12 protein-coding genes are annotated in these 12,004 nt (G+C 43.7%); 4 read left to right on the forward strand and 8 right to left on the reverse strand.

Annotated elements, in window-relative coordinates:
• The coding region (locus RFK25_RS05525) for a hypothetical protein (protein ID WP_332412167.1) at positions 1–251 on the forward strand (251 nt) is incomplete at its 5' end.
• A 79-nt stretch (positions 252–330) separates the two neighbouring features.
• Here RFK25_RS05525 and RFK25_RS05530 read toward each other — a convergent pair.
• The 4 genes from RFK25_RS05530 to dhaS form a co-directional block, all read right to left on the reverse strand.
• A complete protein-coding gene (locus RFK25_RS05530) occupies positions 331–933 on the reverse strand; it encodes a nitroreductase family protein (RefSeq protein WP_015647430.1) in 603 nt (200 codons plus the stop codon).
• Between the two features lie 145 nt (positions 934–1,078).
• Complete coding sequence (locus RFK25_RS05535) at positions 1,079–5,470, reverse strand: PolC-type DNA polymerase III (RefSeq protein ID WP_332412117.1); 4,392 nt, start codon at positions 5,468–5,470, stop codon at positions 1,079–1,081.
• 115 nt (positions 5,471–5,585) lie between these two features.
• Positions 5,586–6,575 carry a DhaKLM operon coactivator DhaQ gene (gene dhaQ, locus RFK25_RS05540; RefSeq protein ID WP_332412118.1) on the reverse strand — a complete coding sequence of 330 codons (990 nt, stop codon included), beginning with the start codon at positions 6,573–6,575 and terminating at the stop codon, positions 5,586–5,588.
• Entirely contained in the window at positions 6,556–7,137 is a 582-nt protein-coding gene (gene dhaS / locus RFK25_RS05545; RefSeq protein WP_044687518.1) for a dihydroxyacetone kinase transcriptional activator DhaS, read from the reverse strand. The genes dhaQ and dhaS overlap by 20 nt, the downstream gene beginning before the upstream one ends.
• Positions 7,138–7,280: 143 nt before the next feature.
• On the opposite strand from dhaS, the gene dhaK reads away from it, so the two are divergent.
• The 3 genes from dhaK to dhaM are packed head-to-tail and all read left to right on the forward strand — an operon-like array spanning position 7,281 to position 9,227.
• On the forward strand, positions 7,281–8,270 hold the full coding sequence (gene dhaK / locus RFK25_RS05550) for a dihydroxyacetone kinase subunit DhaK (protein ID WP_332412120.1): 990 nt from the start codon (positions 7,281–7,283) through the stop codon (positions 8,268–8,270).
• Between the two features lie 10 nt (positions 8,271–8,280).
• Positions 8,281–8,856 (forward strand): dihydroxyacetone kinase subunit DhaL, encoded by a 576-nt coding sequence (gene dhaL, locus RFK25_RS05555; RefSeq protein ID WP_332412122.1) that lies wholly within the window; start codon positions 8,281–8,283, stop codon positions 8,854–8,856.
• Positions 8,853–9,227 (forward strand): dihydroxyacetone kinase phosphoryl donor subunit DhaM, encoded by a 375-nt coding sequence (gene dhaM / locus RFK25_RS05560; protein ID WP_332412123.1) that lies wholly within the window; start codon positions 8,853–8,855, stop codon positions 9,225–9,227. The genes dhaL and dhaM overlap by 4 nt, the downstream gene beginning before the upstream one ends.
• 89 nt (positions 9,228–9,316) lie before the next feature.
• Here the strand turns inward: dhaM and RFK25_RS05565 are convergent, their stop codons facing one another.
• From RFK25_RS05565 to RFK25_RS05580, 4 genes are all read right to left on the reverse strand, one after another.
• Positions 9,317–9,898: a DUF4352 domain-containing protein gene (locus tag RFK25_RS05565; RefSeq protein ID WP_332412125.1), complete on the reverse strand. Its 582-nt coding sequence runs from the start codon at positions 9,896–9,898 to the stop codon at positions 9,317–9,319.
• A gap of 10 nt (positions 9,899–9,908) precedes the next feature.
• Positions 9,909–10,751, reverse strand: a complete 843-nt coding sequence (locus tag RFK25_RS05570; protein ID WP_332412128.1) for a mechanosensitive ion channel family protein — start codon at positions 10,749–10,751, stop codon at positions 9,909–9,911.
• Positions 10,752–11,008: 257 nt separating this feature from the next.
• On the reverse strand, positions 11,009–11,173 hold the full coding sequence (locus RFK25_RS05575; RefSeq protein ID WP_332412130.1) for a hypothetical protein: 165 nt from the start codon (positions 11,171–11,173) through the stop codon (positions 11,009–11,011).
• A gap of 234 nt (positions 11,174–11,407) precedes the next feature.
• Positions 11,408–11,617, reverse strand: a complete 210-nt coding sequence (locus RFK25_RS05580) for a hypothetical protein (RefSeq protein ID WP_332412132.1) — start codon at positions 11,615–11,617, stop codon at positions 11,408–11,410.
• Positions 11,618–12,004: the final 387 nt, after the last annotated feature.

The following is a 12,004-nucleotide window of genomic DNA, read 5'->3' on the forward strand; positions in this document are numbered from 1 at the left end:
CAGATGGGGTGGTTTCAGCATTAAAACAGCCATTTTTCTCTAAAAACAGTAAAAAAGACAAACACCAAAACGATGTTTGTCTGCAATCTGAAACTTCCTGTTTAGCAGGAAGTCTCAGATTCTATCCGACAGTCTTACACTCACCTGGACAGACTGACAACGGATATTTCCAATTTTCGCAGAGTAAAGTTTTCAGTTTGCATTTAGTACTAGCTCTAACTATCTGGGAGATAGTTAGAGGTGGGAGATAAAACGAACAGAGTTCGTGTCAACAGCCGCAGACATAACTGAGGCGAGTTAACGACGTAATAAAGCAAACTGTAAACTTTACTAGTTACCAAAAACTTTTACACGGTCCCCATCCGCCATGTAGTCTTTGTCTGCTGCTGGAGCTGCAATGCTACCGAATGGTGCTTGGGCACGGAGTTTCCAGTTAGCTGGGATACCGTATTTTTCAGCAACTTGTGCATCAACCAATGGGTTGTAGTGTTGTACGTTCATACCGATATTTTTCTCAGCGAAGGCTAACCATACTGCGTACAAGTTGATACCGTGAGCTTGTTCAGACCAGATTGGGAAGTTTTCAGCGTAAAGTGGAAAGCTTTCTTGCAAGCCTTTGACCACGTCTTGGTCTTCGAAGAACAAGATAGTGCCGGCACCTGCTGCAAAGCTAGCCAAACGACCTTTTGTGCCTTCAAAAGCTTCTGCTGGTGTTACTTTTTCCAATTCGCTGTAGGCAATTTCATTCCAGAAAGCTTCTGATTCTGCACCGAACAATACAACGGCACGGCTAGATTGTGAGTTGAAAGCTGATGGAGACTCTTTCATGGCTTTCTCAACAAGTGCGACCACTTCTTCATTTGATACTGGCAAGTCTTTACCAAGTGCGTAGATTGTGCGACGAGTTTCTTGAAGTTTTGCAAAGTTTGACATATAGTTTCCTCTTTTCTTATTGTTACTACATAGTAGTTTTTATCACTATGTAGAGATTATATACCTATCAACAACATTAGTCAAGAGGTTTGACTTCATTTTTTAAAAAAATTCACTGCTTCCAAAAGAAACAGTGAATAGGTGTTTAAAACAAATCATCAAAGAGACTGAGCTGGTTATCCTCTGGCATTTTGCCCAGGATTCCCATTTCATCCATTTTTTCGACAAGAGTGCTGGATAGACCGCCCCGTTTGCGGAGTTCTGTCTTAGAGAGAAATTCTCCTTCCGCACGCGCAGCAACCACCTGCTTAGCAACGTTCTCTCCCAGACCATCCATAGCGACAAATGGCGGGATAAGGGTATCGTCTTCAATCAAGAAGTCGGTCGCATGAGACTTGTAAAGATCCAATTTACCGAACTTGAAGCCACGTTCCAGCATTTCATTTACCAATTCAAGTGTTGTATAGAGATCCTGCTCAACGTTCGAAGCTTCATTGTTTTTCTTCTTGAGGGCGATTTCTTCCATCTTGGCCTTGACTCGTTCCAAGCCACCGGACATGGTTGCCAAATCAAAGGCCTTGGCACGAATGGAGAAATAGGCACAGTAATAGTAGATTGGATAATGAACCTTGAAATAAGCAACCCGCAAGGCCATCATAACGTAGGCAGCCGCGTGGGCTTTGGGGAACATGTACTTGATTTTACCACAGGATTCGATGTACCAGTCTGGCACCTTATTATCCTTCATAGCTTGGATGTAGCCATTTCTCTCTTCCTCAGAAATCTTGAGCCACATCCCTTTCCGCACCCGCTCCATGATGTTAAATGCCATCTTGGGTGGCAAACCTGCGTGCATGAGATAAACCATGATGTCATCCCGACAACCGATAACTGTGGATAGGTCGGCAATTCCTGCCTTAATCAAGTCTTGGGCATTGCCCAACCATACGTCTGTACCATGGGATAGACCAGACAACTGCAAGAGTTCCGCAAAGGTGGTCGGCTTGGTTTCCTCCACCATCCCCCGTACAAAGTTGGTTCCAAATTCAGGAATACCCAACATACCTGTCGGCGTCCCAATCTGCTCTGGGGTAACTCCCAGAATCTCCGTACCTGAGAAAAGGGCCATCACTCCCTTGTCATCAGCAGGAATGGTCTGCGGATCAATGCCCGACAAGTCCTGCAGCTTGCGGACCATGGTCGGATCATCGTGTCCCAGGACATCGAGCTTCAAGACGTTTTCATCAATATCGTGGAAGTTAAAGTGGGTAGTCTGCCAGTTGGCTGTCACATCATCGGCAGGATATTGGACAGGCGTAAAGTCATAAACATCCATGTAGTCAGGGAATACGATTATTCCCCCCGGGTGCTGACCGGTCGTCCGTTTGACACCAGCCGCACCAGCAGCCAAGCGTTCTACTTCTACATCACGGTAGAATTTTCCATAATCCCGCTCATAGCCTCGGACAAAACCATAGGCAGTCTTGGCCGCTACCGTACCAACCGTTCCTGCACGGAAGGCATTTTCCTCCCCGAAAATCTCCCGTACATCCAAATGGGCAGACGGTTGGTCATCTCCTGAGAAGTTCAAGTCAATATCGGGAACCTTGTCTCCATCGAAACCAAGGAAGGTTTCAAAGGGAATGTCCTGTCCATCTTTTTTATACTTGGTCCCACACTTTTCACAATCCTTGTCAGGCAGGTCAAAGCCTGAACCATAGGAACCGTCTGTGATAAATTCACTATACTGGCAGTTTGGGCAGACATAGTGAGGAGGCATAGGGTTTACTTCCGTAATCCCAATCATAGTCGCAACGAAACTGGAGCCAACAGACCCCCGCGATCCTACTAGGTAGCCCCGCTCATTTGACCGTTGCACCAACATCTGCGATGCCAGGTAAATCACGGCGAAACCATTACCCAGAATGGATGTCAGTTCCTTTTCAATCCGCAGGTCAATAATATCTGGTAGCGGATTGCCATAAATTTCAAAGGCTTTCTGATAGGTCAACTCAGCGACCGTTTCCTCGGCCTTCTCAATATAAGGCGTATAGAGGTCGGTCTTAACCACCTGAACATCTTCAAATCGCTCCACCATAGCATTTGGATTGGTAATGACAATCTCACGCGCCAGACTTTCGCCCAAGAAGGCAAACTCGTCCAACATCTCGCTGGTCGTTCTAAAGTGAGCCTTTGGCAGCGGAGCTGGTTGGGCATTCTCCCCATTTCCAATGGTCCAGTTAATCGGTGCCCCTTGACCTAAAGCACGAACAATGATTTCCCGATAAATCTCTTCCTCAGGGTCAATGTAGTGGACATTTCCAGTCGCCAGAACAGGCAGACCTGCCCTACGCCCTACCTCAATCAACTGCTTGATGGTTTCTTCAATCTCTGCCATGTCCTTGAATTGCTCCTTGGCAATCATGGGAGCATAGAGGGCAGGTGGCATGACCTCGATAAAATCATAATAGCCCGCTGTCTTCACCGCATCATCCATGCCCTTAGAAAGCAGGTCATCAAAAACCTCGCCCTCCTGGCAGGCTGTTCCTAGTATCAAGCCCTCTCGGTAGGCATCCAGAACTGTTCTGGGAATCCGTGGCACCCCCTCAAAATACTTGGTATTAGACAGGGAAACCAGCTTGAAGATATTTTTCAAACCAACCTGATTGACCACATAGAGCGTAGCGTGTTTGACACGAGCCTTCTTATAGGAATCCTCCGCCACCAATTCTGTATTGAGCTGGTTGAGATTGGTCAGATTGTGCTTCTCCAAGGCTTCTTTTAGGAAGATAAAGAGCAGGCGACCAGTGGCCTCCGCATCGTAGTTGGCCATGTGGTGGTGCTCAAGGGCAACACCAAACCGCTTGGTCAAGGCCGCCAGACCATGCCGCTTGTAGTCTGGATAAAGATTACGGGCAAATTCTAGCGTATCGATGACCGGTTGGCTGATGATTGGCAAGCCAGCTCGCTCGTAGTTGACATTCATGAAACCAACGTCAAAGGTGGCATTGTGGGCAACCATGACGGAATCTTGACAGAAATCTTGAAACTCACGCAGGACTTGCTCCAAGGGCTTGGAACCACGCACATGCTCATCCGTAATCCCTGTCAGTTCAGTCGTAAATTTACTGAGCGGGTGACCTGGGTCAATAAATTGATCAAATTCCGCAATGATATTACCCTTGTGCATCTTGGATGCTGCAATCTGAATCAGGGCATTGTTGACCGCAGAAAGACCGGTTGTTTCCACGTCAAAGACCACATAGGTCGCATCAGATAGAACCATATCCGCTTCATTGTAGACAATCGGAACCGAGTCCTCAACGATATTGGCTTCCATACCAAAGAGGGGCTTAATCCCAGCCTTACGGGCAGCATGATAGCCATGGGGGAAGGACTGGACATTGCCGTGGTCAGTAATGGCCACCGCCTTGTGTCCCCAGGCAGCCGCACGCGCCACCAAGTCCTCAACGGCAGGCAGGGCATCCATGGTAGACATGTTGGTATGGGCATGAAACTCGACCCGCTTCTCCCCTTCAGGCATGAGATCCTTACGGATTTCCTTCTTGACCTCCTGGACCTCCTGGACATTCATAGTCAAATCACGGGTGAAATTATTGGTTTCCACATTTCCACGCACCCGCAGCCAGTTACCCTTTTTGACCATGTCAAACTTCTGAGCCTCTTCCTCATTCTTAGCCCACTTCTGCAAGGTGAAGGACGAAGTATAGTCAGTCATCTTAAAGTTGATAATGACCCGCCCCGTCTTGGTCGTCTTCTGCTCCACCTCAAAGACAAGACCCTCAAAGACAATCCGATTCTCCTCGCTATCCACCTCAATCATAGGCGTAATCTCAGCCTTTTCGATATTGACCTTGGCAGGACGATTTTTCTTATATTCTGGGACAAATGGCTGAGCTACCTCTGGTGGTGGGGCCATTTGAGCCAGTTGTTCAAGGGCCGCCAGATTTTCTTCATTAGCCTGCAGGTAAATTTCCTCATTCTGCGCATGGAAGGCCGCAGCCTGCTGCTGCGTCATCTCTTGACAAACTTCAATGTCCACCGCAAGATTACCAAAACCAAATCGCTTGTATTGTTCCACAAGGTTTGGCAGGTGATTTTTCCGAAAATGAATCCTATCGATAGTTTCAGGTCCTTTTATCCACAAAACACCATCTCTATAAGCCACCTCTAATGACTGAAAAAGAGCCTTGAAGCCTGCACTCTGGCACAAATCTTCTGTAAAAGCCTCTGGATAATAGGCCTCTACTAAGCCCGCTTCAAAACTTTCCGCATCACTGACGATAGAAAATTGAATCTTATTGCCCACCTTTTCAAACTCCGTCGCCAAACGAGCCTTGAAGAGTTGATAGTCCATCAGCGACAAGGGCTTTTCAAAACGGAAGGTAAATTCCCAAAGTTTGCTGACCTTGTGCAAGACTACTTTCTCAATCGTTGCAGTCGAAAAAGCCCCTGATTGTCGTGCATCAAGAGGCATTCCGATTTGTTGTAGCAAGAGTTGAAACTTATCTGACATACTTATTTCCTTTGTAGTTCGTTAGAAACATTTTACCATAAAAGGAGGAAATTTTCTTAGGAGAATAGAAAACCTCTTCTGCTTTCCAAAAGAGGTTCATCATTTGATACTTAACTTACCAAGCCGCAGCTTCTGTCGGAGCCTGCAAGAAGTCTAGCCAGACTGGATCCTTGACACGACAAAGGGTGACAGATATACCTTCCATATCCAAACTGGTCATAAACTTACCTGTTTTAATATAGGGTAGTTTCAAGCCTTCTAATTCCAAGAACTGGTACAAATCATTGAGAAAGATTCCTTGCTCCAGCTCAGACAGGGTCCCTAGATTGTTAACCAAGAGGACATACTCCTCCCCTTCCTTCCAACGGAATTTCAGTTTGAGCTTATTGACGATTTCGTTTGCTAACTGCTCAGAAGATTCAAAACGAACGGTCCGATAGCCTTCTTCTCCATGGATACCGATGCCGTAAGATATTTGTCCCTCCTCCAAATCAAACAAAGGCTGGGCAGCATCGGGTAGTCTGGCAGACTTGGTCGCAAAACCGATGGTCGAAATCTCTGTTGCTAGAGAAAGCCCCAGTTGTTCCAATTGATCTAAATTGTAGCCAGAGAGAGCTGCCGCTCCAAGAACCTTATGCAGAAGAATAGTCCCCGCCAATCCCCTATGTCGCATCCGAAAATTATCCTTGGTATCAACAGAAATATCATCGTGAGATACAATATATTTTACCGCAATTCCTTCTTGTCGAGCCATTTCAATGGCTTTACCAAATGAAGCTAAGTCAGCCTCAAAGTTTTTTACAATCAGAAAAACTCCCTTACCCTTATGAACAGCACGAATGGCTGCCAAGACTTCTTCGGCAGTTGGTGGAACAAAAATCTCTCCATAGACAGCTGCAGTCAGCATTCCTTTGCCCACGAAACCGACATGGGCCGGTTCATGCCCAGAACCACCACCTGAGATGATGGGAACCAGCTGACTGTCCTGTTCTTTTTGAACTAGAATAGGTTGATGTTCAAGTTTCTTTACATACTTATTTGTCCGATAGAATCCTTCAATGTAATCCGCAATCACATTATCCTGTCTATTTTTTATAAATACCATCCCTCTTCTCCCTCGAATTGTGATTAGAAAATGACTGCTCTAGTAAGGTGATAATTTGGCCATACATGCTATGAATAGCACAAGGGGATTGAACTAGCCCCTTCTTAATCAGACCAATCCAAGCGCTCGAATGGTAGGTCACTAAAAACTCCTGTTCCTGCCTTGTAAAATATCGACCTTCTTTGGACTGATATTCCGCCAGTAATTTTTCCATCAGAACCCTAAAATAGCCTTCCAGATAGGTCACAAAGTCATTTTGTCCCTCAATTTCAAACAAGTGTTTGTAAAATACCTGGTTACAATCGATGTAATAGAGCAGTTCATCTAAGAGCTTCACCCCACTGATATAGGTCAGATTGTCTGTCACCTGCTCCTGCAATTCTGTTTCAAAAATCCAATCCAGTAGCTCATACTTGTCCAAAAAATGATTATAAAAGGTTTGACGACGGATACCTGCTTCCTGCATGATATCGACAACAGAAAGCTTATCAAATGATTTAATAGATAATTGCCTTTTAAAGGCCTTGGCGATTCTTTTCTTGGTAATCAACGAGGTTGGCATATGTCACTTCCTTTCGCTTCCTCTCCATTATACCCTATCATGCTTTTGATAGAAACAAAAGGGACACATTTTAGAATTTGTCCCTTCCTTTTTCAATTATTTAAAAATATAATAACAGTATAAAAAACAAAGGAGTCTATCTCATGAAAAAAATCATTAACCAACCTGAACATGTCGTTGACGAAATGTTGAAAGGCCTTGTCTTTATGCACCAAGATGTGATTGAGCGTATTGACGGTTTTGAAGTCATTGTTCGCAAGGCGGAAAAGACTGGCAAAGTCGGCATCATCTCAGGAGGTGGTTCTGGTCACGAACCTTCTCATGCAGGCTTTGTCGGTAAGGGTATGTTGTCTGCCGCTGTGTGTGGCGCAGTATTTACCTCACCAACCCCAGACCAAATCTTGGAAGCCATCAAGGCTGCTGACGAGGGAGCTGGCGTCTTTATGGTCATCAAAAACTACTCTGGTGACATCATGAACTTTGAAATGGCACAAGAGTTGGCTGAAATGGAAGGAATCGAAGTGGCTAGTGTCGTTGTGGACGATGACATCGCTGTGGAAAATAGCCTCTATACCCAAGGCCGTCGTGGCGTAGCAGGTACCATCCTTGTCCACAAGATTCTCGGTCATGCTGCTGAAACTGGTAAATCGCTTGCTGAGATTAAAGAATTAGCTGACCGCCTCGTTCCACAAATCAAGACTATCGGTCTTGCGCTTTCAGGCGCTACTGTTCCAGAAGTGGGCAAACCAGGCTTCGTCCTTGAAGAAGATGAATTTGAGTATGGCGTTGGTATCCATGGCGAACCTGGCTATAAGAAAGAAAAACTACAACCATCTGCAAAATTGGCTGAAGAATTGGTCGAGAAATTGGCTGAGGGCTTTGACATTCAAGATGGTGAACACTACGGTGTCCTTATCAACGGTCTTGGAGCAACTCCTCTCATGGAGCAATATGTCTTTGCCAATGACGTTGCACAATTACTGGCCAAAAAAGGGGTTATTGTTGATTACAAGAAGATTGGTAATTACATGACTTCAATTGATATGGCTGGACTGTCACTGACTTTGATTAAACTAGAAGATCCAAGCTGGATAGAGGCTTTACAGGCACCTGTTGAAGTTGTCGCTTGGTAGGAGAAAAACTATGGATGCAAAACAAGCATTGACATGGATGGAGAAATTCAACGAAAAAATTCAATCGAATAAGGATTATTTGAGCCAACTCGATTCACCAATTGGCGATGGAGATCATGGCGGAAACATGGCTCGTGGCATGGCTGCCGTCATACAGGAACTATCTGAAAAAGACTATGAGACTGCTGACCAGGTTTTCAAAGTGGTTGCCATGCAGCTTCTCAGTAAGGTTGGCGGGGCTTCAGGTCCTCTCTATGGCTCTGCTTTTATGGGAATTTCCAAGGCTAGCCAGACGGATACTGATTTGGCAGATGTGCTACAAGCAGGTTTGGACATGATCCAAAAACGTGGCAAGGCTGAATTGGGTGAGAAAACCATGGTTGATGTTTGGGTGCCTGTCATTGCTGCCCTAAGAGAAAACCAGCTGACAACGGAAATTATCCATAGAGCCGTTCAAGGGACAAAGGATATTGCTGCGACCAAGGGACGCGCGTCCTATGTTGGGGAAAGGTCTATTGGACACATTGATCCAGGCTCTTTCTCATCTGGACTTCTCTTTGAAGCCATGTTGGAGGCAGGACTATGACAAAGGTTGGTATCTTACTCGTATCCCATTCAAAAAATTTGGCCCAGGGAATCATTGACCTAGTATCTGAAGTCGCAAAAGATATTCCCATCACCTACTGTGGCGGACTAGAAGATGGTAGCATCGGTACCAGCTTTGAAATCGTACAAGAGCAAGTTGAAGCAAACTCTGCTGATACCCTCCTTGCCTTTTTCGACCTAGGTAGCGCCCGAATGAACATTGAACTAGCTGCCGATTTTTCTGATAAGCAAGTCCTTATCCAAACTGTACCAGTCGTCGAAGGTTGCTATACTGCCGCAGCTCTCTTACAGGCTGGAGCAGATCTGGATACCATTCTTGACCAATTACAAGAGCTTGGAATCAAAAAATAAATTTATTGTTAGCTAAAAAAATGGTAACCACACCAAAAACCCACAGTAGAATTCATTCTACCGTGGGTTTTTATTTCGCTAGAGCAAGATTAAATTCCTTCTCCGACTAACTCTGTCCAGATGGCATTTTCATAAATGAAACCCACACTACTCTCTTGATCTACCTCATAGATCAATTTTACCTTTATCATTTCTCCAGGGTTTATTTTCTCCATGAGATTAACATCGTAGGTTCGCATATCCAAGTCATAGGGAAGGTAGATTTCATCATCAATTAGTTGAAAATGGTACTCATCAAAATACACCACTTCATCTGTGGGGTTTTTCACATCCATTTCCACAAGATAAGGATGGCCAAAATCACCGACTGGAGCAAGGCTGTCATCCTTACCCATCGAAGTCACCGTAATCTGCAAACCCGTAGAAAAATCTACACTATCACCCACTTGGTACTCTGTGTAGCTAATGCTATCGTCGAAATAACTTTCCGAATTCCAAGAATCACTTGTATCTGACAAGCTTAAACCGGTCATTAAAATCAAACAGGTCACTCCTAGGATGAAAGACAGGACTGCTCCAACTAAGGTCGTCCAAAATAATGGTTGTTTGAAGATGGGCTTTTTCTTATAATACATTTGGCCATTTTCAACGACAAAATCTTTCACTTCCATTGCTGTCTCCTTATTTTGTTAGGCTAGTGGAAGGCAAATCAATACCCGCCTGGCGAAGAGCTTCCTGATAAAAACCAAGGAACTGGTGATAAATACTACTTTGTTGCCCGTGGGCTACAAAGAGATTGACACGGAAAACAAATTGACCATTGGTCGTATTTTGTGGTCCAAGAACTGTCACTCCTGTAATCTGATCAAAGTTGCCAATTTCTCTACGGTTGACTTCCTCAATAACCTGACCAACCTGCTCCAAGTCGGTATTAAACTTGAGTGGGATATCTACCTGAGCCCGCATATCTCCACGGGATTGGTTGGACACGACAAGGATATTACGATTGGGGATAAAGTGCAGGGTCCCATCCGCATCCCTCACTTGTGTGGTCCGAATGCCCATGCTCACAATGGTGCCTGAAATAGTAATTGGTCCATTGGTCAGCTTGACTACATCCCCCACGTCAAACTGCCGTTCTATCAGGATAAAGAAGCCATTGACTAGGTCTGACAAAAAACCTTGCGCCCCCAGGCCAACAGCTACCCCCGCAATCCCCGCACCTGCAAGCAGACTGGATACCGGTAAACCTAAAATGCTCAAGATACAATAAATGAGAATAAAGTAGAGCAAATAATTCAGGATGCTCTCCACTAGACGGCTGATGGTTTTCTGGCGACCAATGTCCTGAGTAGATACTTTCAGAGATGGCACTAAGACTTTTTTTACAGATGCCTTAGCAAGTTTTTTTATGATATAAAAGGCAAGAAAGAGGAGCACCAACGAAAGGGTTTTATTGACAACGGCTGTCAAGATGGCATCCACATTAAACTGAGAAACATATTTTTGGATAAATTCATTCATACGTTCATTATAGCAGAAAAAGGATAAAAGATGAAAACCAGACCAAAAATTTCTGTTTCCTTCCATACTTCTATTTCGTTCAAGAATATTTTGGAGCAAATGTTGCGTAACCACTCAATACTTTTAATGTAAAAACGACTCCCTATCTAGTGAAAAGATTTGGAGCCGTTTAATCATTTATTATTTCAATGTCTGCTAATAAGTGTAGCTGATAGTTTCAACAAATATCAAATTCCCAGACCTTATAGAAATACGTACTAATAATTATTAAATTGATTTAGCATGAACTGCTTATCTGCTGACTGTGAATGAACCCTTCCATCCACATACAAAACATAAGAGATTCCACCCAAAAATCCCATTTCTTCCTTTAAAACAATATTTTTACCGTATTTATTCTTCGCATCTATAATAGTTGACATATTATTTCTCCTCGCTATAAATTAATTTTTGTTAAAAAATATAAATAAACTTCTAAGATAAATTGTAAAATCATATTGGCCCATACGCTAACATATAAAATACAATTAATAAGCAGTTATAGTCTGATTATCTAACTTGATAAAACTTATCAGCTCCTACCATCGCTTAGACAAGACAAGAAAATAAATAACATAAATTATAAATGTACCACCTGTACATATTAATAGAAATGGTCAAGATATTCCTATTCTATCTTGCTTAATACCTAAATAGTCCTTGTTAAATCTAAGCATCGTTCTTACAATAATGTCCGCATGCTCAATTCTAGATTGATTTGAAATCGTTTGAAATTCATCTACTCTGCTTTGTTGCAATGATAAATATACTTTCTCTATTAGATGAGCTGGTATTGCTATCTGGATATTTCTAATAATACGGTTCATCAAACGGTCATCCAAGTGACGTACAATTTCAGATTGAACGGGTGGTACTCAGAGAGCATAACCATATTCCCCAGCCAAAGCTAAAATAAATAATTCAAAACTATCCATAGAATCCTCCTTGCAAAATGTAATATTTTAGTTTACTTTTGGTAGCCACCTTACCAATCTAGAAATAGACTAATAAAAATTGAAAACGAATCGAACGAAGTTCGTATCAAAAGCTGTAGATTGCTTGTACGGACATTCGACTATTCAAAGTTGGCGACAGCACGTGCAAAGCACACACAGGGCAAATTATCGAAGTAATATGAGATAAACTGACCGACTATGATTTATAGAATCATATACAGCCAACCCGTCTTGAATACGTTTGAAACGCAGTTCCCC

This window comes from Streptococcus sp. SS-4456 (assembly GCF_036680365.1).
Classification (GTDB): Bacteria; Bacillota; Bacilli; order Lactobacillales; family Streptococcaceae; genus Streptococcus.

Bases quoted from the DNA above. Each gene is read 5' to 3' on its own strand.
- RFK25_RS05530 (WP_015647430.1), bottom strand. From the start codon at position 933: ATGTCAAACTTTGCAAAACTTCAAGAAACTCGTCGCACAATCTACGCA.
- RFK25_RS05535 (WP_332412117.1), bottom strand. From the start codon at position 5,470: ATGTCAGATAAGTTTCAACTCTTGCTACAACAAATCGGAATGCCTCTT.
- dhaQ (WP_332412118.1), bottom strand. From the start codon at position 6,575: ATGGTATTTATAAAAAATAGACAGGATAATGTGATTGCGGATTACATT.
- dhaS (WP_044687518.1), bottom strand. From the start codon at position 7,137: ATGCCAACCTCGTTGATTACCAAGAAAAGAATCGCCAAGGCCTTTAAA.
- dhaK (WP_332412120.1), top strand. From the start codon at position 7,281: ATGAAAAAAATCATTAACCAACCTGAACATGTCGTTGACGAAATGTTG.
- dhaL (WP_332412122.1), top strand. From the start codon at position 8,281: ATGGATGCAAAACAAGCATTGACATGGATGGAGAAATTCAACGAAAAA.
- dhaM (WP_332412123.1), top strand. From the start codon at position 8,853: ATGACAAAGGTTGGTATCTTACTCGTATCCCATTCAAAAAATTTGGCC.
- RFK25_RS05565 (WP_332412125.1), bottom strand. From the start codon at position 9,898: ATGGAAGTGAAAGATTTTGTCGTTGAAAATGGCCAAATGTATTATAAG.
- RFK25_RS05570 (WP_332412128.1), bottom strand. From the start codon at position 10,751: ATGAATGAATTTATCCAAAAATATGTTTCTCAGTTTAATGTGGATGCC.
- RFK25_RS05575 (WP_332412130.1), bottom strand. From the start codon at position 11,173: ATGTCAACTATTATAGATGCGAAGAATAAATACGGTAAAAATATTGTT.
- RFK25_RS05580 (WP_332412132.1), bottom strand. From the start codon at position 11,617: ATGAACCGTATTATTAGAAATATCCAGATAGCAATACCAGCTCATCTA.